The 19,190-nt window shown below is 65.7% G+C and carries 20 protein-coding genes; 10 read left to right on the top strand and 10 right to left on the bottom strand.

From position 1 onward, the window contains the following. The first annotated feature begins 130 nt into the window (after positions 1 to 130). The 7 genes from cdaA to DEIPR_RS00695 all read left to right on the top strand — a co-directional run bounded on the left by cdaA (position 131) and on the right by DEIPR_RS00695 (position 7,004). On the top strand, positions 131 to 1,081 hold the full coding sequence (gene cdaA / locus DEIPR_RS00725; protein ID WP_013613918.1) for a diadenylate cyclase CdaA: 951 nt from the start codon (positions 131 to 133) through the stop codon (positions 1,079 to 1,081). Continuing rightward, positions 1,078 to 2,115, top strand: a complete 1,038-nt coding sequence (locus tag DEIPR_RS00720; protein WP_013613917.1) for a CdaR family protein — start codon at positions 1,078 to 1,080, stop codon at positions 2,113 to 2,115. The genes cdaA and DEIPR_RS00720 overlap by 4 nt, the downstream gene beginning before the upstream one ends. 203 nt (positions 2,116 to 2,318) lie before the next feature. Then, on the top strand, positions 2,319 to 3,047 hold the full coding sequence (yqeK, locus tag DEIPR_RS00715) for a bis(5'-nucleosyl)-tetraphosphatase (symmetrical) YqeK (RefSeq protein ID WP_013613916.1): 729 nt from the start codon (positions 2,319 to 2,321) through the stop codon (positions 3,045 to 3,047). Continuing rightward, positions 3,044 to 4,489, top strand: coding sequence for an LCP family protein (locus DEIPR_RS00710; RefSeq protein ID WP_013613915.1), 1,446 nt, complete (start codon positions 3,044 to 3,046; stop codon positions 4,487 to 4,489). Before yqeK ends, DEIPR_RS00710 begins: the two co-directional genes overlap by 4 nt. Before the next feature lie 265 nt (positions 4,490 to 4,754). Continuing rightward, positions 4,755 to 5,123 (top strand): ribosome silencing factor, encoded by a 369-nt coding sequence (rsfS, locus tag DEIPR_RS00705; protein ID WP_013613914.1) that lies wholly within the window; start codon positions 4,755 to 4,757, stop codon positions 5,121 to 5,123. A gap of 126 nt (positions 5,124 to 5,249) precedes the next feature. Beyond that, the gene (locus tag DEIPR_RS00700) at positions 5,250 to 5,939 is read left to right on the top strand and encodes a response regulator transcription factor (protein WP_013613913.1); all 690 of its coding nucleotides are present in this window, start codon (positions 5,250 to 5,252) and stop codon (positions 5,937 to 5,939) included. A gap of 63 nt (positions 5,940 to 6,002) precedes the next feature. After that, positions 6,003 to 7,004, top strand: a complete 1,002-nt coding sequence (locus DEIPR_RS00695; RefSeq protein WP_013613912.1) for a sensor histidine kinase — start codon at positions 6,003 to 6,005, stop codon at positions 7,002 to 7,004. A gap of 41 nt (positions 7,005 to 7,045) precedes the next feature. On the opposite strand, the gene DEIPR_RS00690 is transcribed toward DEIPR_RS00695, so the two are convergent. Beyond that, a complete protein-coding gene (locus tag DEIPR_RS00690; RefSeq protein WP_013613911.1) occupies positions 7,046 to 7,483 on the bottom strand; it encodes a hypothetical protein in 438 nt (145 codons plus the stop codon). A 102-nt stretch (positions 7,484 to 7,585) separates the two neighbouring features. On the opposite strand from DEIPR_RS00690, the gene DEIPR_RS00685 reads away from it, so the two are divergent. Further along, entirely contained in the window at positions 7,586 to 8,401 is an 816-nt protein-coding gene (locus tag DEIPR_RS00685; protein ID WP_013613910.1) for a carbonic anhydrase, read from the top strand. 46 nt (positions 8,402 to 8,447) lie between these two features. Then, positions 8,448 to 9,158: an IclR family transcriptional regulator gene (locus DEIPR_RS00680; RefSeq protein ID WP_013613909.1), complete on the top strand. Its 711-nt coding sequence runs from the start codon at positions 8,448 to 8,450 to the stop codon at positions 9,156 to 9,158. A 103-nt stretch (positions 9,159 to 9,261) separates the two neighbouring features. Here DEIPR_RS00680 and DEIPR_RS00675 read toward each other — a convergent pair whose 3' ends face one another. The 5 genes from DEIPR_RS00675 to DEIPR_RS13845 all read right to left on the bottom strand — a co-directional run bounded on the left by DEIPR_RS00675 (position 9,262) and on the right by DEIPR_RS13845 (position 15,092). After that, positions 9,262 to 11,019, bottom strand: coding sequence for a dynamin family protein (locus tag DEIPR_RS00675; protein WP_013613908.1), 1,758 nt, complete (start codon positions 11,017 to 11,019; stop codon positions 9,262 to 9,264). 65 nt (positions 11,020 to 11,084) lie between these two features. Further along, positions 11,085 to 11,978, bottom strand: coding sequence for a PilW family protein (locus DEIPR_RS00670; RefSeq protein WP_013613907.1), 894 nt, complete (start codon positions 11,976 to 11,978; stop codon positions 11,085 to 11,087). Next, positions 11,975 to 12,418: a prepilin-type N-terminal cleavage/methylation domain-containing protein gene (locus DEIPR_RS00665; protein WP_013613906.1), complete on the bottom strand. Its 444-nt coding sequence runs from the start codon at positions 12,416 to 12,418 to the stop codon at positions 11,975 to 11,977. The genes DEIPR_RS00670 and DEIPR_RS00665 overlap by 4 nt, the downstream gene beginning before the upstream one ends. Continuing rightward, positions 12,418 to 12,876 (bottom strand): pilus assembly FimT family protein, encoded by a 459-nt coding sequence (locus DEIPR_RS14855; protein ID WP_013613905.1) that lies wholly within the window; start codon positions 12,874 to 12,876, stop codon positions 12,418 to 12,420. Before DEIPR_RS14855 ends, DEIPR_RS00665 begins: the two co-directional genes overlap by 1 nt. A 2-nt stretch (positions 12,877 to 12,878) precedes the next feature. After that, positions 12,879 to 15,092: a hypothetical protein gene (locus DEIPR_RS13845; protein WP_013613904.1), complete on the bottom strand. Its 2,214-nt coding sequence runs from the start codon at positions 15,090 to 15,092 to the stop codon at positions 12,879 to 12,881. Positions 15,093 to 15,234: 142 nt separating this feature from the next. Between DEIPR_RS13845 and DEIPR_RS00650 the strand changes: the two genes are divergently transcribed. After that, positions 15,235 to 15,870: a hypothetical protein gene (locus tag DEIPR_RS00650; protein ID WP_013613903.1), complete on the top strand. Its 636-nt coding sequence runs from the start codon at positions 15,235 to 15,237 to the stop codon at positions 15,868 to 15,870. A 57-nt stretch (positions 15,871 to 15,927) separates the two neighbouring features. Here DEIPR_RS00650 and DEIPR_RS00645 read toward each other — a convergent pair whose 3' ends face one another. The 4 genes from DEIPR_RS00645 to mntA are packed head-to-tail and all read right to left on the bottom strand — an operon-like array spanning position 15,928 to position 19,182. Next, positions 15,928 to 16,821, bottom strand: a complete 894-nt coding sequence (locus tag DEIPR_RS00645) for a hypothetical protein (RefSeq protein ID WP_013613902.1) — start codon at positions 16,819 to 16,821, stop codon at positions 15,928 to 15,930. 9 nt (positions 16,822 to 16,830) lie between these two features. Then, complete coding sequence (locus DEIPR_RS00640) at positions 16,831 to 17,535, bottom strand: metal-dependent hydrolase (RefSeq protein ID WP_013613901.1); 705 nt, start codon at positions 17,533 to 17,535, stop codon at positions 16,831 to 16,833. Positions 17,536 to 17,583: 48 nt separating this feature from the next. Continuing rightward, a complete protein-coding gene (mntB, locus tag DEIPR_RS00635) occupies positions 17,584 to 18,414 on the bottom strand; it encodes a manganese ABC transporter permease MntB (RefSeq protein ID WP_013613900.1) in 831 nt (276 codons plus the stop codon). Positions 18,415 to 18,417: 3 nt separating this feature from the next. Continuing rightward, a complete protein-coding gene (gene mntA, locus DEIPR_RS00630; protein WP_013613899.1) occupies positions 18,418 to 19,182 on the bottom strand; it encodes a manganese ABC transporter ATP-binding protein MntA in 765 nt (254 codons plus the stop codon). Positions 19,183 to 19,190: the final 8 nt, after the last annotated feature.

The following is a 19,190-nucleotide window of genomic DNA, read 5'->3' as shown; positions in this document are numbered from 1 at the left end:
CGGTCCGGCAAGCCTTCTCCTCATGCCCGGCCGGTATAGTGGGCAGCAACTGTGCGCTGCAGAAGGCTCCCGCGCTTTTTGAGGCGAGAAGCCCGCAGCACACCCGAAGAAAGGACCCTGACCCGACACCTTGAACCCGCTGCCACAACTCAGCCTGCTTCCTCCACTGGGCCTGCTGGACCTGGCCGACATCGCTCTGGTGGCGTTCGTGCTGTACCAGGGGTACCAGCTGGTATCGGGCACGCGGGCCGTGAACCTGGTGCGCGGCATCGCGGTGTTTCTGGTGGTGTGGTTCGTGGCGCAGCTGCTGGGCATGGTGGCCCTCAGCACGCTGCTGGGGCAGGTGGGCACCATCGGTATCTTCGCGCTGGTGGTGCTGTTTCAGCCCGAACTGCGGGCCGCGCTGGAGCGTATCGGGCGGCCCCGGCTGCGCGAGGACGATGGCGGCGGCGCCGTGTTGCAGGACATCTCCCGGGCAATGGAGCGCCTGGCCGAGCGCAAAATTGGCGCGCTGATCGCCATCGAGCGCGGCACTCCTCTGGGCGAAATTGCCGCCAGTGGAGTGCCGCTGGACGCCCGGGTCAGCGTGCCTTTTCTGGAAGCGCTGTTTGCCCGCAACGCTCCTCTGCACGACGGCGGCGTGGTGATTCAGGGCAACCGGGTGGCCGCCGCCGGCTGCCTGTTCCCTCTGCAGGCCAGCGACGGCACCTACCGGCGCTACGGCACCCGGCACCGGGCCGCCATCGGGCTTTCGGAAGTGACCGACGCGGTGGTGCTCGTGGTCAGCGAGGAGCGCGGTTCCATGCGCATTGCGCTGTCAGGCCGCCTGGGGCCGGACCTGAACATCACTGAACTGCGCGAGCAGCTGCGCGTACTGGTCTACGACCGCGAGGTGCAGTCGCTCAGCCACTTCGGTGACGCCCCCGAGCCGGAAGCCGCAGCGGACAGCGGGGCAGCTCAGGCCGGGCAGACTTCCTCGGGTCCGGCCGCTGTGAGTCAGGACGGCCCGCAGGGAACCGCCGCGCCCCCGGCGCCACAGGCTTCCGCTGCCCAGGTTCCCACCTCTCAGGAGCAGCCATGAGTGCTCCGCGCACCCCCCGTTCTACAGAAGCGCAGCCACAGGGCCATGCGCTGCGTCGGCCGCAGACGCGGGAGCAGATGCGCCGTGGTCTCGGTCACGACTGGGCGGCCAAACTGCTGGCCCTGCTGGCCGCCTTCGTACTGTGGTTCTTCGCTTCCGAAGACCGCCGGGCGATTATCGACCAGACCTACGACGTACCAGTCAACGTGCGCGATAACACCGACGAGAATGCCGCCGAGACGCGGGCCGTCACCGGCCTGTCCCCCGGCACCATCAAGGTGACGCTGAGCGGCCGCCCCGAACGCCTGCGCGAACTGCGCGGCGAGATGATTGAAGCGGTGGTGAACGTGACCGACATCGCCGAAGGGTCGTTCAACCAGCCGCTGACCGTGACCGCGCCGGGCGGCACCGAGGTGGTCCGGGTCACGCCCGACCGGGTGCAGGGCGTGGTAGATACCGTGCAGACGCGCAGCCTACCGGTCACGGTGACGGTCTATGCGCCGGACAGCACCCTGATGCCCAGGTACCAGGCGCAGCCGGCCGAGGTGACGGTCAGCGGTCCCAGCCGGGCGGTCAACGAGGTCGAGCAGGTGATTTACGCGCCGGTCGAGTTGCAGCCGGGCGAAACCCGCTCGGTCACGCTGCTGCCCCTGGACGGCGACGGCCAGCCGGTCACCGACCTTACCCTTTCGCCGGCCACCGTCCGGCTGACACGGGCGGCCTCGGATGGGCAGCCCAGCACGGCGCTGCCGGTGCGGCTGGCTCCCCCGCCGGGCGGCCTGCAACTGACCTCCGCCCGCCTGTCGCCCGAGCAGGTGCGGGTCATAGGCCCAGCCGACGCTCTGGAGGGGCTGACCGAGCTGGTCGGCACCGCCGAGTACCGCACCGGCAGCTACCAGACCGAGGTGCGGTTTGAGCCTCCCAGCGGCGTGCAGGTGCTGGACCGGGTCACGGCGCAGCTGGAAGTCCGGCCACAGGCGGCAGGCACGGCCAGTCCCGTAACCACGACCGAGCTTTTCCAGAGCGTCCCCTGAACCCCACAGAGCCGCATTCTGCAGCTCCGTAGCCAGCGCCAGCCGGGGAGCGGCCCGGCTCCGCTGAGCGCAGAAATCTAAACCCCCCGTTCAGGCTGCGGCGGTATAGTGGCTGCCATGTTGCGGTTAGCACCTGCCCCCCTTCTGTGCTCTGTCGCGCCTCGCCCGCGCCGCTGCTTCGGCGCCGCGCCCCAACGGTTCTGATGGCCTCTGCTCCCTATCTGCTAGACGGCCTCGCCCTGCAGGTGGCCCGGCCACAGGCGATTGCCACGCCCGCCACCGAGACACCGCTGTGTTCCAACCTGGGCGAGCTGCCGCAGCCGGCTGCCGCCCCGCAGGACCTGCCGGCCTGGATGACGGCCGAGTGGCCCCGCTGGGCCGGCGAAGTGCAGGCCCGCGTGAACCCTACCCGCTGGGAACATGTCAAGCGGGTGGCGCTGCTGGCTGCGCAGATTGCCTACGCCGCTGGCCTGGACACCCGCCGCGCCTACGCCGCCGGTATCCTGCACGACCTGGCCCGCGATTTCGGAGGCGAGGAGCTGCTGCAGCTGGCCCCACCCGAGTGCGACCTGGACGAGCGCTGGCCACTGGCGGTGCATGGCCGCGCTGCCCGCCGCGCCCTGGAGGCGCTGGGATTTACTGACCCGGTGGTGCTGGACGCCGTAGAGGACCATGTCACCGGCCCCCGGCCAGGGCACGCCGTTTCGGCCTGCGTGTATATCGCGGACGTGTCCGAACCTGGGCGCGGCGTGAACAGCGACATCCGCGAACTGGCCTTGCAGGCCCCTGGCGCCGCCCTGGCGCAGGCCATCGGGTCCAAGGTGCGCTACCTCAGCGGGCGGGGCACCGAGGTTCACCCGCGCACGCTGGCGCTGTACCGCTGGCTGGAGCAAGAAGGCCACATCCCCTGGGCCGGAGAAACCCCCGCGTGACGCAGCGGCCCCAGTCTGGCGGCCGCCGGCCGCCGGTGCTGCCCGGCGCCGGCAGGACCCCCGCCGAGCGGCGCCGGGCCCGGCTACGCGGCCTGCAACTCGGCGGGCTGACGCTCGGGGCGCTGTGCTGGGGCGGGGCCGCTTGGCTGACCTTCGGGGCTGGGCAAACTGCCGGCTACCAGGCCGAGCAGCGCCCCGAGTTCACCTTTTTGCTGGCTGGACGCGACGTGGCCTACTGCGGCTACCACCTGCGCTGCGAGGACCAGACCCAGCGCGAGAATCTGTTTCAGGAAATCAACACCGATACCCTGATGCTGATCAAGGTGACCGGCCCCCGGGTCGAGGTCCTGAACATTCCCCGCGATACCAACGTGGGCGAATACGACCCCGAGAAGACCGCCACCGAGCAGAAAATCAACCACCAGTACTGGGCGGGCGGCCCCCGCGCCCTGACCCGCGCCGCAGAAACCATCACCGGCAGCCCCGTAGATGCCTACGTCGTGCTGAACGAGGACTACGTGGCCGAGCTGATTGACGCGCTGGGCGGCCTGACCGTCACCGTGCCGCCGGGCGGCATCCAGTGGGAGGACAAGGCCGCCGGCATCCACCTGGACCTGAAGCCGGGCGAGCAGCACCTTGACGGCCGCACCGCTGCCCTGTACCTGCGGGTCCGCAAGGGCGTAGGGGACGACTGGGGCCGCATCGACCACCAGAAACAGGCCCTGACCCAGCTGATAGGCAAGCTGCGCTCTCCACAGGGACTGCGCGTGTTGCCTACCTTGATTTCAGGATTCGGGGAGAACATCGAAACCGACCTCAGCCCCGAGCGCCTGACCGCACTGCTGCCGTACCTCTCGCAGCTAAACCTGACTTTTGCCACGCTGCCCACCACCTCTATTCCGGACAGCTTCAACCTGGCGGTGGACCGCGCCGCCCTGAGCCGCGTATGGACCAACCCGGCCCTGGAAGCCGAGCGCCGCGAAGCCGAGCGTCAGCAGGAGCTGGAGCAGGCGCAGGGCGGGACAGGCCCGGAGGAAAGGGAGGGCGAGGCAGCCGCCGACCCCACCGCCGCTCTGGCCGAGTTGCCGCTGGTGATTCACGACGGCTCCGGCGCGCTGCTGGGCCCGGCCCTGGCACGCAGTCTGGAGCAGGTGGGCTACCGCAATATCCAGTTGCAGCTGGAGCCGCCCGACCCCATGAGCAGCCAGGTTCTCACACTGGACGCTCCCGCCGAGGCCAGCGCCCTGGCACAGCTGCTGGGTCTGCCCCGGCTGCAGGGCGAACGCTTCGAGCTGCAAAGCGGCGAGGTGGCCGTGTGGCTGGGCACCGACGCCCGGACCCAGCTGGGTGCGCTGCTGCCGCTGCGCCGCCCCACCGACGGCCGGCAACTGGGCCTCACCAGGGAGGACGCGGCCGCACTGCTTCAGGACACTGCCGAGTAGCAGCGGCAAGCGGCGAGTGGGGAGTAGGGAGAGAGTAGGGCGCCTGGCTGGGTTCCTGCTCATCCCCCGCCGCTCACCCTCACCGCTCTAAGCGAAAGCTCAACTGCGCCAGGAGCGCAGCGGCGCCGGGCCTCTGCTATGGTCAGGGCACTCCCATGCGGCCGGCGGTCCCCCCGGGGCATGTGCCCGCCGGCCAACACCTTATGTTCCGCTGCATTTCCCCTTTTTCCTGTTTCCCTGCATCCCCAACCCTTAAGGAGCAACCATGACCAAACAAAAGACCCAGGACCTCCGCCAGCTGCAAGCGCTGGTCGAAGCTGCCCGCGAGCGCCGCGCCGAGAATGTGCGCGTGCTGGACCTCACGGACGTCAGCACCTCGCTGGACTACTTCATCATCTGCACGGCGACGGCCGGGCTGCAGCTGAACGCCGTACAGCAAAGCATCCGTGAGCGCGCCGAGGAAGTCGGCCTGCCGGCTCCCAGCGTAGAAGGCCCCAGTGAACGCTGGCTGCTGCTGTCCTTCGGGGCGATTACCGTGCACATCATGACCAAGGAAGCCCGCGAGTACTACGACCTTGAAGGCCTGTGGAGCGACGCCGAGGACATCGATTTTCCTGAAGTGGTGCCGGGCTGAGGCCTTCCCCCGCGCCTGTTCCAGTGGCCCGCCCCAGCTACAGGGCGGGCCTTTTATGTTGCAGTGCCGCCACATCTGACACAGCGCTGACGAAAATGGCCCGCCGCTGCGGCACAATGTCAGGCGATGAACCATGTCGTCGTAATCGAAGACGAGGCCACCGTCCGGGAGGTGCTGCGCTTCCACCTGGAACGGGCCGGTCTGACGGTGAGTGCCTATGCGGCGGTCGCCGAGGCCGAGGACGCCCTGGCCGGTGCCGACGCCCTGGTGCTGGACTGGATGCTGCCGGGAGAAAGCGGGCTGGGCCTGCTGCGCCGGCTGCGTTCGCACTCCGAACTGCGCCGGCTGCCCGTGCTGATGCTCACCGCCCGCGCCGCCGAGGCCGAGCGGGTCGAGGGTCTGGAAACCGGCGCCGACGACTACCTGACCAAACCGTTCGGCGCCGCCGAGCTGGTGGCCCGCGTGCGTGCGCTGCTGCGCCGTACCCAGCCTGAGCAGCCGCAGCAGCTGAGCAACGGCCCGCTGCACATTGACCTGGCTGCTGCCGACGCCCGCCTAAATGGCCAGCGCCTGAGCCTGACCCGCCGCGAATTTGACCTGCTCACCTTCCTGACGCAGAACGCAGGGCGGGTCTACTCACGCACCGAGTTGCTGGACCGCGTGTGGGGCGCCGATTTTCTGGGCGGCGAACGCACGGTGGACCAACATGTCACGCAGCTGCGCTCGCACCTGGGCGACGCGCCGGGTGCACCTACGTTTCTGGAAACGGTGCGCGGCCGTGGCTACCGCATGCGGTCCTGGGAAGGAGAAGAGTGACCAATGGGGGGGGAATACCGTGAATTCAATGTTCCAGCGGGGCAAAGCGCACCCGAGGCAGCCATGAGCGGCGCGACGCCGAACTGGCTGGACGCTCTGCCGCAGGCGGTGCTGCTGTACCGCCGCGAGCAGACCGAACTGGGCGAGGCGCTGGTGGTCAGCGGACTGAACCGCTCTGCCAGCGAGCTGTGGGGCGTGCCTGAGCACCGTGCGCTGGGCCGGCCGCTGCTGGAAGTGGTACGCCGCCACACCCTGGAAACCCTGGCTGACCGGGGCGGCGAGCTGGAACTGGAAGTGAGCGGCAAGACGCTGCGCTGTCAGGCCCGCCCCGAAGGCCAAGGCGGCGCCCTGATCCTGGAAGACATCAGTGAGCACCGCCGCCGGGAGGCAGAACTGCGCGAGGCGACCGCCGTGCTGTCGCACGAGTTCCGCACGCCGGTCACGGCCATTCGCGGCATCCTCGAAGCGCTGGAATACGACATGCCTGCCGAGTTGCAGCAAAGCTTCGTGGCGCAGGGCCTGCAGGAAACCGAGCGGCTGGCCCGGCTGGTGGAAGACCTGGCGGTGGGCTTCCGGCCGACCCGCGCCCGCACCCTGACCCTGTCCGAAGCGTTCGAGCGGGTAGAGCGCCTGCTGGCCGCCGAGTACGACCTGGGCCGGCCCGGGGCCGCGCCGCGCCGCGGTGCAGCGGCCCCCCGCAAGGCCGGGCAGGTGCAGTTCGGTGAGGACCACCTGGTCCGCGCCGACCCCGACAAGCTGCTGCAGGTGCTGCTGAACCTGATAGAAAATGCCCTGAAGTACGGCCCCGAAGGTGGTCAGATAGAGGTGCAGACCCAGCCCAGTGGCCCCTGGATAGAGGTGGCGGTGCTGGACCAGGGTGCGCCCATCTCGGACACCGAGGGCCTGTTCCGGGCACACACCCGTGGCCGGCACGCCGGCGGGCAGGGCAGCGGCATGGGCCTGTATATCGTGCGCTCTATCGTGCAGGGCTGGGGCGGTCAGGCCTGGGCCGAGCGCCGGGACGAACGCAACGCCTTTTGTTTCACTGTCCCTGGCGTGGGCTGAGGGGCGTGGCCGGTGGCCGGACCTTCACCCAGCCTCTGCGGCTAGAACGTCTTGGGCACCAGCCGCAGCACCTGAATCTCTTTGCTCACGGCCAGATTCTTCAGCCGCTGTCCGTCCAGGTCGCCGGCGCGGGCCAGGGCCTCGGCCTTGCGCCGGTCAATGCTGGCCGCTTCCAGCGCTGCGGCGTCCCCGAACACCTCGCGGAAGCGGTCCAGCGGATATTCCACCCGGCGCGACACCTTCAGTTCGGCGCGGTAGAGCTCCGTCTCGGCACTCTCGCCGGCCGCCAGCGCCTGCTTGATGAGGGCGCCCAGCTCCTCCTTTTCGGCTTCCAGGCCCTGCACGGTGTCGCGCAGCATGGCGTAGCGCTCCAGCAGCTGCGGCAGGGTCATCTGGTCGGGGGACAGGTCGCCGGAGTCGTCCGGCAGCCCGGCCGCTGTCTCAGTCGGCATCTCAGCGGGGGTCCAGTCTTGAGGCATGGCCCAGCTTAGAGCAGTTCTCGGAACGACGTGCCTGAACGGGTGCCAGCTGCCACCTGCCTACCCGGCCCCCGCAGGGCGCAATGGTGGATACTGAATCCCATGTCCCACAACCCAGACCGCCCGGACCAGAGTGCCACCCCCGAGACTGCGGCTGCCGCGCTGGCGGCGACCGTGCCTGGAGCGCTGCCCGACGGGCTGCCCGATCAGTTGCTCAGTGCGGCGCTGGAGCGGCGGCTGCTCAAAGCCATTCGGCGCGGCGCCTCTATGGAGGACATCGCCGAGCTGCGGCCCAACCGGGTCTCCAGCCCCGAAGAAGCGATTCGGGCGCTGGAAGACGGCAACGCCCGCTTTTTTTCCGGTCAGGCCCGCCGTCCGGAAATCAGCGCCAACGAGCGCCGCGCCCAGATTATCGGGCAGACCCCGTTCGCCGCCGTGCTGGCCTGCAGCGACAGCCGGGTGCCGGTCGAACTGGTCTTCGACCAGGGCCTGGGCGACCTGTTCGTGGTGCGGGTGGCTGGCAATGTGGTGGGGGAATCCGGCCTGGGTACGCTGGAGTACGCCATTCGGCACCTGCAGGTGCAGCTGGTGCTGGTGCTGGGCCACGAGGGCTGCGGAGCGGTGGCGGCCGCCATGCTGACGCAGGCCGAAATTGACCAGGAGCCCGAGCACCTGCGCCGCCTGATCGGGCAGATTCAGCCCAGCGTGCAGGACCTGCCGGCCATCCGCGACAAGAAGGCCCGTATGCGCGAAGCGGTGATCAGCAACGTGCGGCTTCAGGTGCACCGTCTGCGCCAGCAAGCTGTCATCCGCGAGGCAGAGGCCAGTGGGCGTATCCGCGTGATTGGCGGGTACTACGAAATCGGGTCCGGCGCCGTAGACTTGCTGACCGAGCCCGAGGAACTGCAACTGGATTAACCCCCAGCGACTATACAGGCCGTATGCGTCTCTGTATCTTGGACGCGTGCATTCCTTACAGAAAGCGGCCCGTGTCCTGGGCGCCTTCGACGCTGACCAGCCCGAATGGGGTGTCCGTGCACTGGCGGCCGAGCTGGAGATGCCCCGCGCCACCGTCCACGCCTACCTGGCTGGCCTGACCGGCGCCGGCCTGCTGCGGCGCACCCCGGCCGGCCGCTACCGGCTGTCGTGGCGCCTGGCGGAAATGGGGGCGCAACTGAACATCTCGCTGCCCTGGTTCATGGCCGCCCGGCAGCTGATTACCCACCTGGCGCTGGATATTCAGACCGTGGCGTTCCTGTGTCTGCTGGAAGACACCGAGGTGGTCTGCGCCATCCGCGAGCGCCACCCCGCCGCCGATATCGACATGCCGCTGGACACCTACCTGCCCAGCACGGCCACGGCCAGCGGCAAGGTGCTGTACGCCTACTTGAATATGCAGCCGCCGGAATTCACCATCTGCACCCCGTCTTCCATCTCCACCGCCGACGAGTGGGAGACCGAACTGGCGCGGGTCCGGCGGCGGGGCTACGCCTACTCCATCGAGGAATGGCTGCCGGACCAGTGCACCCTGGCGCTGCCCTACTGGTACGGCAACCAGGTGGTGGCCGCCGTGGGCATCCAAATGACTGCCGAGCGCTACCTGCGTGAAGAACGCGCCCTGCGTGAGCAGACGGTGCAGATTCTGCAGCAGCACCACGCGACCGGCCCCCACTGAATTTCCAACCCTGATCGGCTCTTTTGGGCCCTGCCGCCAGCAGGGCGGCCGGGCAGCGGCTCCAGGCCGCCCTGCTTCTTCCTTGCCTGCTCAGCCCGGGGGCTCAGGGAGCAAGTCCGGCAGCGTGAGCGGGCAGCTCCGCCGCGCCCCGCTCCGGGTCGGCCTGCAGCTGGGCCACCTGCGCACGCAGCGTCTGCAACCGCTCCTGCAGCTGGGTCAGCGAGGTCTCGGCGGCGCTGAGGCGTTCTTCCTCCTGGGCGGTGAAGCGCGTGTAAGGGCTGATGGCGTCGCGCAGGCGGGTGTCGGCCCGCTCCTGCTCGCGTTCGTACTCGCGCCGCACAATGCGTTCCAGGACTTCGCGCAGTTCCTCTACCCGTGCCCGCAGTTGCCGGTGCGCGGACAGGCGCTTGTTGGGCAGCACGAACAGGCCCAGGCTTCCCAGCGTCAGCCCTGCCAGGATGCCCCCGGTAAAGTCCAGCGCCGAGGCCCCCACCAGCGCGCCGATACCCACGCCCAGGCCCATGCCGCCGGCCAGGCCACCGATCATGCCTTTCATGGAGTCCTCGGCGTCGCGTGAAAGTTCGCGGGCCAGTCCCTGCTCGGTGGTCGTTTCCAGGTGCTCGCGGGCGCTGCCGGCAATTCCTTCCAGCAGCGCGGCGCGGTCGTAGGAGAACCGGGTGCGGGCCACCTCCTGCGAGGGCTGGCGGCGAATCAGGAACGCCTGCACATCTTCCCAGAAGTGCAGGTTGGCCTCCACGAATCGGTCAATCATGTGCGAGAATTGCCGGTCGATGGCGTCCGGCAACTCGGCCACCGCCTCGGCGCGGAACTGTTCTTCTAGCTCGCGGCCATTCATCAGGCCACGCACGTTGGAAAAGCGCAGCTTCTGGTCGATAAAGCGGTCGGCCCGCATCTCGAACTCGCTCAGCAGGCGGCCCACGCGGTTCAGCTGGCCGTCCAGCTCGCCCAGCATGCTTTCGCCGTGGCGCACACGCTGGGCTTCCAGGTCGCGCAGAATCTCCAGGTCGGCGCTGAGGGTTTCGCGGGCGGCGCGGGTGCGGCGAACCTCGCCGTCCAGCAGCTCGGCGGCAGTGTTCAGTGGCCCCTGCAGCTTCAGGCGGGTGCGCTCGGTTTCCGAGAGGCGGCGGCTCAGCGCGTCCCGCAGCGCGGCGAAGCCGGCATCGCCGCCGCGCTGCTCGGCGCGGGCACTCACCAGAAACACCGGTGGATTGAGGCCCAGGACGCCGCGTGCGCCTTTTTCCACGTGCTCGCGCACCTGCTCCCGCTGCTCGGCGGTTTCCAACAGGTCGGCCTTGTTCACGACCATCACCACGCTGCGGCCCCAGCGGGCAGCCAGCTCCAGAAACTGCCGCTCGGACTCGGTAAAGGGCCTATCCGCACTGGTCAGAAACAGCACCAGGTCGGCGCGGGGCAAGAAGCCCTCGGTCAGCGCCTGATGCTGGCGGATGATGGCGTTGGTGCCGGGCGTGTCCACCAACGCGACCCCTTCCAGCCCCGGCAGCGGATGGGTCAGCCGGCTGACAAACGGGTCGGCGGTGGGCTGCATCTCGCCGGCCCGCTCACCATTGACCAGCACGTAAATCCGGTCGGTGGTCGGTGTGACGCCTTCGGGCAGCGCAGCGGTGCCCAGCAACGCGTTCACGAAGCTGCTCTTGCCGGCGTTGAACTCGCCCACCACCACCAGCAAAAAGGTTTCGTCCAGCGCCGAGAGCGCCTGACGGGCATGGGCCTGCGCTTCTTCGGGAGCGCCGCAGCGGGACAGCAGGGCCTGAACGTCGGCCAGAAGGATGCGCTCCTGCGTCAGCAGATGCTGCACCCGGTCAGAGACCAGAGTGGACATGGCTCACAGTGTAGCGCCAGCCAACTGGCTATAGGCTGACGCAGTCCAGTAAAGGAAAAGGACCGTTACCTTCGGCCCAGGTTCCCGGGGAAGGAACGCAGTTCATAGAAGCTGTTGGCTGCCGGCAGTCTGATAACGCGGCCCTTGGCCTGCTGCACCGCTGCAATACGCAGCACAATCTCCTGGGTACTCACCGCCGAGTGCACATTGTTGGCGACCGGCTCCTGAATGAAGGTGAACATGGGCTCGGAAGCGGTCATCGGGGCAATGTTATCGGCCAGCAGATTGGCCGACCCAGTGTTGGGCGGGGCAGCCGCAGGCAGGGAGATGGCCGGAACATAGTTGAAATTTGCTGCGCCAGGTTTGGTGCTGGCCAAAGGTCTGGATTCGCCTGGCAAGGGCTGCGGAGGCAGCACAGCGGATAATCCTGTAAGGTAATTTGCTCGCAACTCAACCAGGACCCACGTGTTTGCATCATTAGGGCCAGCGCCTGGATTGTTGGCGCCGTCGCTTGCTGTGCCCGCAACCCAAACAGAACGTTTCACCGGGTAATAGGCATAGAAGCGGAAGCACCCTTTGGTATCCGCAGTGCAGTTCAGCGCAGCATTTTCCGGCGGTAAGATCATCGCCAGCATGTGCCCACCGTCCACTGTGCCAGTGACTGTATCCAGGTTCCACACACCAGTGCCGGACAGGGGATTCTGACGTAGTTGCCCTGTTCCCAGATTGATCTGGCCGCGGTTAGGGGTATAGATGTACCAGGCCTCTTTGATGCGGCTGGCCAGCAACTGCTCTACGTTCAGCACATCCTGCTGCAATTCGGCCCGCGTATTGACCTGCACGGCACCGTCCGAGGTGCTGGTGAAGAAGGAGGAGACGGCTACCAGTAAGAGGGCAAGAATCCCCATACCGACCAACAGTTCGACCAGCGTCAACCCCTGGGCTCTCTTCGTATTCATAGCGGCCTCAACAGGTCGAGCACAAGGGTCGTGGTCTGATTATTCTGTCTGCTGGTCACCGTGACTCTGCGCATGGGCGGCGCAGGCGGAATCGTCCCGGGGGCAGTCAGAGCGGGACAAACGTTAGCCACTGCAGTTCTCGCCCCAGACCAAGTCACCGGTTGCGCCCTGCTATCGAGTGACTGAATCGTTATCTGATAGCCAGCCGGCAGACCATTGACGCAGGCCAGATCGTAATAAGCCTGCTGGTTCCAGGACGACTTCACCGATTCCAGAATCCTCTGGGCATTGGTGGTGGTATTTAGGCGCTGCTGACTGTCGCCAGTATTGCCGAACAGTCCAACGATCGTAGAGGACAACACAGCAGCCAGTATTGCGAAAAGGGCTAAAGCAACCAAAATCTCTACCAGGGTAAAACCCTGTAACTTTACAAAACTCATTATGACTGTCCCCGAACAACATTGACTTTGCCAGTTACACCGACCACCCGGACCTCAACAGGAGCGACGCCGCCATGTGGACTACTAAGTCGGTAGACTCGGCCCATAGCATCATTGAGAGTAGCAAAAGGCGCTTGATACGTTAAAGTGCCAACACAATTGGTGATGCATTGTAGAGTGATTCCATTACTCAGAACGCGCCGAGTTCCTGGTGTACCTTCTGGGCCAAACGTATAGTTATTAGAGGAAAAACTTAACGTTATATTCTGACTCTCGCGTTGTGCAGCTGAGCGCGAGGCATTAAGGTCACGCGCCAGCATATTGGCTTGCTCAGTGACTTCGTTAGCCCAGATTGCCCGGTTGTAGTTCCCCCATCCTATGCTGAGAAGGATGCCGACCACAGCCATGACTATCAGAAGTTCAAGCAGTGACATCCCCTGTGTCCAGCGCGCCCCCATATTCACTGGAAATCTCCTACCGTCCCCTGCTGAACAGTGACATCTTCCAGACGGGCTCTTTGAGCAGCGTCAGTGGTAGTCCAGGAAGGAGACACAGGCCAGAATGGAGGGGCAACACCTTCACGAAACCGCTTATCGTAAGTAAAATTGCGGCCGTACCCTGAAACGTCAGCGTTGTTGTCCGGGTTGAAAGTACCAAACGCACCGTACCAGTTTTCTACCAGAGATCCCCGAATGTGCACGCGGCCACGCTGCGAAATATTCGCATATCCATTGACACTGACTTCCCCTTCACTACTCATCAGAGCAGCATGGATCTTAAGGTCGGCTGGCGCATTTCCAGCAATAGTAACATTACCTTGCTGCGAATAAATGCCCAGCATATTCTGAGGATAAGGACTCTTATTACAGTTGGTATCCTCCAAACGGCAAGGAGCATTAGACATAGTCAAATCGCTGCCAATATTTACTCCCGTTCTCCCTACAATGGTCATTTTTGAGAAAGAAGCCAGAGCAGGCGGAGCATTATTCAGTACCTCCTGTCCTGTTGGATTGCTCACACCATTACGAGGTGGCCCCATAACGTTGGAAATGCTATCGCCGTAAATAACACCGTTAAACTTGCGACCCAGATTGATCCAAGAGGTTCCAGACTTCTGGAATAGAATACCCTGGTCATCTACACGGTACTCAGCACTAGGTGTACTGCCCATTACTGAATCACATACAAGTGGGCGACGATAGTAACCGTAAAAATCTCTGGTCCTGTATGTCTCTGGAGTGTTGTAGTAGACAGTGTAAGTGACTTGTTCCCAACCGTTAGAGCCATAAACACATTGCTGGGTAGTGGGATAAAACCGAATATATTGATAAGTGGGGGACGGTTCGCTCCAACGGCTTTGGGCGCTGTCAAAGGTGGTCAGCGGGGCACCACTGCTATTACCGGCAAAGAGCTGAATACCCGTGGCACCAGCAGGAACGACCAAACCCTCAGTATTGGCCGCAGCCTGCTGATCTTGTGCATTCGTTGGAAGGGCAATGTAGTCAGCCGCGAAATTAGCGGTATTCGCTGCATGGGGGCCTTCAGGCAGCGGATCATTGACCGTAACATCGGTGAACTGGGCCAAGTCTCTATCTAGAGCGGCGTTCGCGTCTCTATCGGAGAGAGTCGCTGAAACTGTCCTGGGGTTGCTAGCAAGCATATAGCCGCGCTGCTGGTTACAGCTCCAGCCAGGATCAGTGCTGGTACTCAGATTGGTGCAGCCAGCACTGCTTAGGGCTCCGTTGAACACCGCTGTGGCTCCGTTGGCGAATACGAAACGCTCGTTGGTATGTACAGGGCCGTTAAACACTTGATTGGTGAAGTTGATGTTGGGTTGGGCTGCCCCGCGGGAGCGGTGGTAATTTGTCTGCAACACATTCTTGAGTAGACTAGGAAGAGAAACTTCGAAATACCACGTCTGGCGGTCTGAAGTATTGTTGGTGGCCTTGAGAACGCGCGTAGCTCTGCTCTGAACACCCCGCGCGCTCAGATCCCGCGTGCGGATGGTAAAGCGGTACGCTGTCCCCCCCGACTGCGGGACATACTTGATGATGCTGACCAGTTCCAACTGCACCCGGCTATCTGTCCGCATAAGCGTATTGCTAGGACTGGCAAAGAGGCTCCGCCAGAAAGCAGTCCTGCCTGTAACTGTCGAAAGTCCTGTAGGCCGCTCGCTGCTGGACAAGACCAGACTGTATGCCTCTGGCCTGATGTATGTTCCCAGGAAAGCAAACTGATTGGCCTGTCCATTGACCTCAACCCGTCTATTCGGTCCCTGACATATCCGGGCATTGTTATCGGTGTAGATCTGTCCATTAGACATGGGCCTATTGGGTGTGGGCTGAAAGCCCTGCAAGGTAGACCAGTTGGCGATTGGTGTAGTGGTACCACAAAGTTGCAGGATTAGATTCTCGACCTCGCTTACCGGCGTATTTTTGCTGATTGAGACTGCAGGAATCTCCTCATTAGAAGAATTGAGGACACTGGGCGAGAGCAACTGACTGACACTCCGCAGCTGGCTACGGGCCACGTTGAGGTTACTCTCGGCCACGTACTGAGCCTCTAGGGCACCGCGCTGTTCCGCCGTCGTTCTGGAAGTCGAGAGCGAAAGCTGCGTTGAGGCATATAGGATTGCCGCCAGCAACAACATTGTGAACAGTACAATCACAATCATGGCTGCGCCCATAGAGGCCCGTGATCTCATCATGATTGCCATTATTGCCAGCGACCCATCACAGAACTACACCCGCTTGGGGGCGACACCGTTCTCATAGCTTGTGAGGCTTCCGTCAAAATCCCTGCCCTACAATCTTCCTATGTCCTGGACCACTGACCTGCCCGAAGCCCTGAGCCACTGGATGGACGACGCCACAGAGCACGCCGACGACTGGGCTGACACCTGGGAGGAGGAGGGCAGCGGTTTCCCCTGGCTGCCGCTGCTGCTGACCGGCGCGGCGGTGGCCGGAGCCGTGTGGCTGGCCCGCAACCGCAAGGCAGAGATGACCGGCCTGGCAGTGCGCCGCCTGATTGAGCAACCGGCTGAGGGCAAAAGCTTCCTGAGCCTGGAAGAAGCCCTGAGCAGCAGCGGTGAACGCATTGCCGCGCGGGCGGCCAGTGCCAGCGACACCGAGCGCAACCGCGAACTGCTGCGGCACATCATCGGGATTGAGCGCTGGGGCCGTGCCCGCCTGCAGAGCGCCGTGCTGCTGCGCCCCTGGGTGATGGACGAGCACCACGACTACAAGCCACCCCGCGACAAGTCCATGACCGAACTGGCCGGGATGTTCGCCGAGCAGCGCCGCCGCACTGCCGAGCTGGCCCACACCCTGCATGAAAACCCGCCCCGCCTGAACGACAAGGTGCCGCACAACGGCCTGGGGCCGCTGAGCGTGCGCGGCTGGCTGCGCTATCTCCAGCTGCACGCCGAGTTGGAAGGCCGCAAACTGCTCTGAGGGTGGAGCTGCGCCCGCCCACCATGTTCCCGACAGGTGGGCGGGTGTTCTCTCGGGTCAGACGCCAGGGTCCTCAGTCTCCCCGGTCTCTCCAGGGCGAACGGCGCCGGTGCGGCTCTCCCTCAGGGCTGCCCGGAACACCTCGGCGGGAGTGCGGTTCAGCGGAGCGCGGAAGGCGGCGCGGGCCGCGTCCTGGGCGGCTGCCCCGGACGTTTTGGAGTCGGGGAGCGGGCCGGCCGGCGAGTCCGGCAGCCAGGTATTCTCACCGGCACCTGCCTGAAAGCGCCCATACATCCGCGCCCGGAACAGCCCTGGATGCTCCTGGGCGACCGCAGGCGTGCCCGGCGGCAGGGCCGCGAAGTGCCGGGCGAACTCCAGCTCGTCGAGCGCCTGCACCTGTAGGGTCGCCTCGCCCAGCTCACGCAGCAGGCGGTCCATCACCTCGAACACCTGCGCGGCGTAGTCCTCGACCTCCTCGCGGCGGGGCAGAGCGCCGCGGTGAATCACGCCATTGCGAAACTCGCTGCCCAGCGCCTGGGGCTTCAGGAAATCCGGCACACGGCCCTCGCGCAGCAGGTAAGCGAGCGCCAACATCCCCACTTGCCGCTCGCTCTGACGCTCCACCAGTTTCCAGGTGGTTTCCAGTGCGGCATGGGCTTCCTCCAGACTGAGGCCCTGTCCGGCGGCCCGCTCCAGCGCGTAAGCCCGCACGTAGAATTCAAAGCAGCGTTCCAGCGCCGCCGCAAAGCTGGACACGGCCTCGCGGGCGTAGCCGGCCAGCAGCGCTTCGGTACCCAGCTCGAACAGCACCTCGAATTTCTGGCGGCGCACGAACAGGCAAAAGGGCTGCTCACAGTGCGGGCAGTGCAGGTCGTAGATCAGGCGGTCGGCGTATTCCACGGCCACCTCTGCCGCGCAGTGCGGGCAGGCCACGCTCAGGCCCCGGCTCATGCTGCGGGGTCAGCGGGCAAGGTCCAGCACCGCGCCGGGGGCCAGCACCTGCACGTCCACGCCTTTTGCACGGCCCAGGCGGGCAAATTCCTGTGGGTCACCGGTCAGCGGCGGAAAGGTGCCGTGATGCATCGGCACGGCCACCCGGGGGTTCAGCCACTCAAGGCAGCGGGCCGCCTCGGCGGGGCCCATCGTGAAGTACCCGCCCACCGGCAGCAGTGCGGCGTCCAGGCCGCGCTCGCCAATCAGGGCCATGTCCGAAAACGCGCAGGTGTCGCCTGCGTGGTAGACGGTCATGCCACCCATCTCCACGACGAGGCCACAGGGCATCCCGCCGTAGGTGCCGTCAGGAAACGAGCTGGAATGAAAGGCCGGGGTCAGCGTCACACTGCCCCATTCGCCGCGCACCGTGCCACCGATGCCAGCCGGAATGGCCGCCGCACCATGGGCTTGAGCGTACTCGCCAATCTCGAAGGCGGCGATGATGGGCACACCTTTGCGCCCGAAGTCCAGCGCGTTCCCCCAGTGGTCGCCGTGCGCGTGGCTGATCAGCACGGCGTCCAGCGGCCATTCCAGCGCCTCCTCCAGCGTGACAGGGCAGGTCGGCCCTTCCAGAAAGGGGTCGATCAGCACCCGGTGCTGCGCGGTCTGCAGCAAAAAAGCGCTGTGGCCGAGGAAACGGAGCTGGAGAGCCGCCTGTGTAGATGTGGACATGGCTACTCCCAGTGTAGCGGGCAGCGCAGCAGGCAGTGCAGCCTAGCCCTAGCCGCGCCGGGTCTGCCCCAGCTCCCGGCTACAGGCCAGCAGCAGCACGAACATCACCGTGTTGACCAGCACCACCGTGGCCCCGGCCGCCGTGCCCAGGTAATAGCTGAGGTAAAGCCCTACCGCGCCGCCCAGCACGCCGAACAGTGCCGCGAACAGCATCATCTGCCTCAGGCTGCGGGCATACAGCCGCGCCGCCGCCGCGCCGGTAATCAGCAGGCTGACGCTGAGGGTGGTGCCCACCAGCCCGATGACCAGCACCACCACCAGCCCGATCAGCACCAGCAGCAGCTGCTCCAGCCGCTGCACCGGCAGCCCGATGGCACGCGCCTCGGTAGGGTCGAACGAGGCCAGCAGCAATTCCTTTTGCAGGCCCAGCAGCAGCCCCCCTACGCCCAACGCCGCTGCGGCCGTGACCCACAGGTCGGCTGGCGTGACACCCAGTGGATTGCCAATCAGGAAGTGACTCAGGTCGCTGGTAAAGGTGGGGGTGCGCGACAGCAGCACGATGCCCAGCGCGAACATCCCCACGAACACGATGTAGGTGGCGCTGTCCTGCTTGAGCCCGGAGCGGGCCTGGATGGTGTTCATGCCCAGCGCAGCCAGCACGGCCGCCAGCACCGCGCCCACCAGCACGTTGCCCCCGGCCAGAAACGCCCCCACGATACCCGGCAACACCGCGTGGCTCATGGCGTCGCCCACGTAGCTCAGGCCACGCAGCACCACCCAGCTGCCCACCACTGCGCACAGCACGCTGACCAGGCTCAGGGCGGCCAGGGCACGCACGAAGAACCCGAAGGCAAGGGGATCAGTCAGCCAGTCGAACATGGCTCAGGCTCTCCCATCAGCGCTGCCCAGGGGGCTCACACTGAAAGTGGCTTCGATGTTCGCGGGGGTATAGACCTGCTGCGGCGTGCCGGCGGCCACCACCTGCCGGTTGACCAGTACCAGCTGGTCACACCACTGCGCGGCCTGTTCCAGGTCGTGGGTGACCATCACCACGGCGCGGCCCGCGTCGGCCTGAGCACGCAGCAATGCCAGGATGCTCTGCGAGGTGGTGGTGTCCACGCCGGTCAGCGGTTCGTCCAGCAGCAGTACGGCGGCGTCGCGCACCAGCATGCGGGCTAGCAGGGCGCGCTGGCGTTGGCCGCCGCTCAGCTCGGCAATATGACGGCCGCGCAGCTCCCACAGCTCGGTCTGGCGCAGGGCCTGCTCGGCGCGGGCGCGGTCGGCGGGGCCAGGGCGGCGCCACCAGCCCAGCCGGCCGGTACGGCCCATCATGGCCACGTCCCACACCGTGACCGGAAAGGCCCAGTCCAGCGTCTGCCCCTGCGGCACATAAGCGGTGTGCGGCTGCACCTCCGCGCTGCCACCGTAGTCCACAGCTCCCCCGCTCAGCGGCACCAGGCCCAGCAGCGCCTTGAGCAGGGTGCTCTTGCCGGCCCCGTTCGGTCCGATAACCGCGCTGAACTCGCCCAGCCGGAACGAAGCGCTCGCCCCTTGCAGCGCCGTATGGCCGCCGTAACGCACGCTGAGGCTGCGCGCATGCAGAGCACCGGGCTGATAGCAGTGGGGGTCGCAGGAAAGGTGGGTCATGGCTCAGC

The sequence above is a fragment of the Deinococcus proteolyticus MRP genome (assembly GCF_000190555.1).
GTDB classification, from domain to species: domain Bacteria; phylum Deinococcota; class Deinococci; order Deinococcales; family Deinococcaceae; genus Deinococcus; species Deinococcus proteolyticus.
This window is presented reverse-complemented; position numbering and strand designations above follow the sequence as displayed.

Bases quoted from the DNA above. Each gene is read 5' to 3' on its own strand.
- DEIPR_RS14855 (WP_013613905.1), bottom strand. From the start codon at position 12,876: ATGGGGGCGCGCTGGACACAGGGGATGTCACTGCTTGAACTTCTGATA.
- DEIPR_RS00670 (WP_013613907.1), bottom strand. From the start codon at position 11,978: ATGAATACGAAGAGAGCCCAGGGGTTGACGCTGGTCGAACTGTTGGTC.
- DEIPR_RS00645 (WP_013613902.1), bottom strand. From the start codon at position 16,821: ATGAGCCGGGGCCTGAGCGTGGCCTGCCCGCACTGCGCGGCAGAGGTG.
- DEIPR_RS13845 (WP_013613904.1), bottom strand. From the start codon at position 15,092: ATGATTGTGATTGTACTGTTCACAATGTTGTTGCTGGCGGCAATCCTA.
- yqeK (WP_013613916.1), top strand. From the start codon at position 2,319: ATGGCCTCTGCTCCCTATCTGCTAGACGGCCTCGCCCTGCAGGTGGCC.
- DEIPR_RS00665 (WP_013613906.1), bottom strand. From the start codon at position 12,418: ATGAGTTTTGTAAAGTTACAGGGTTTTACCCTGGTAGAGATTTTGGTT.
- DEIPR_RS00675 (WP_013613908.1), bottom strand. From the start codon at position 11,019: ATGTCCACTCTGGTCTCTGACCGGGTGCAGCATCTGCTGACGCAGGAG.
- DEIPR_RS00720 (WP_013613917.1), top strand. From the start codon at position 1,078: ATGAGTGCTCCGCGCACCCCCCGTTCTACAGAAGCGCAGCCACAGGGC.
- mntB (WP_013613900.1), bottom strand. From the start codon at position 18,414: ATGTTCGACTGGCTGACTGATCCCCTTGCCTTCGGGTTCTTCGTGCGT.
- rsfS (WP_013613914.1), top strand. From the start codon at position 4,755: ATGACCAAACAAAAGACCCAGGACCTCCGCCAGCTGCAAGCGCTGGTC.
- DEIPR_RS00650 (WP_013613903.1), top strand. From the start codon at position 15,235: ATGTCCTGGACCACTGACCTGCCCGAAGCCCTGAGCCACTGGATGGAC.
- DEIPR_RS00685 (WP_013613910.1), top strand. From the start codon at position 7,586: ATGTCCCACAACCCAGACCGCCCGGACCAGAGTGCCACCCCCGAGACT.
- mntA (WP_013613899.1), bottom strand. From the start codon at position 19,182: ATGACCCACCTTTCCTGCGACCCCCACTGCTATCAGCCCGGTGCTCTG.
- DEIPR_RS00640 (WP_013613901.1), bottom strand. From the start codon at position 17,535: ATGTCCACATCTACACAGGCGGCTCTCCAGCTCCGTTTCCTCGGCCAC.
- DEIPR_RS00690 (WP_013613911.1), bottom strand. From the start codon at position 7,483: ATGCCTCAAGACTGGACCCCCGCTGAGATGCCGACTGAGACAGCGGCC.
- DEIPR_RS00695 (WP_013613912.1), top strand. From the start codon at position 6,003: ATGAGCGGCGCGACGCCGAACTGGCTGGACGCTCTGCCGCAGGCGGTG.
- DEIPR_RS00700 (WP_013613913.1), top strand. From the start codon at position 5,250: ATGAACCATGTCGTCGTAATCGAAGACGAGGCCACCGTCCGGGAGGTG.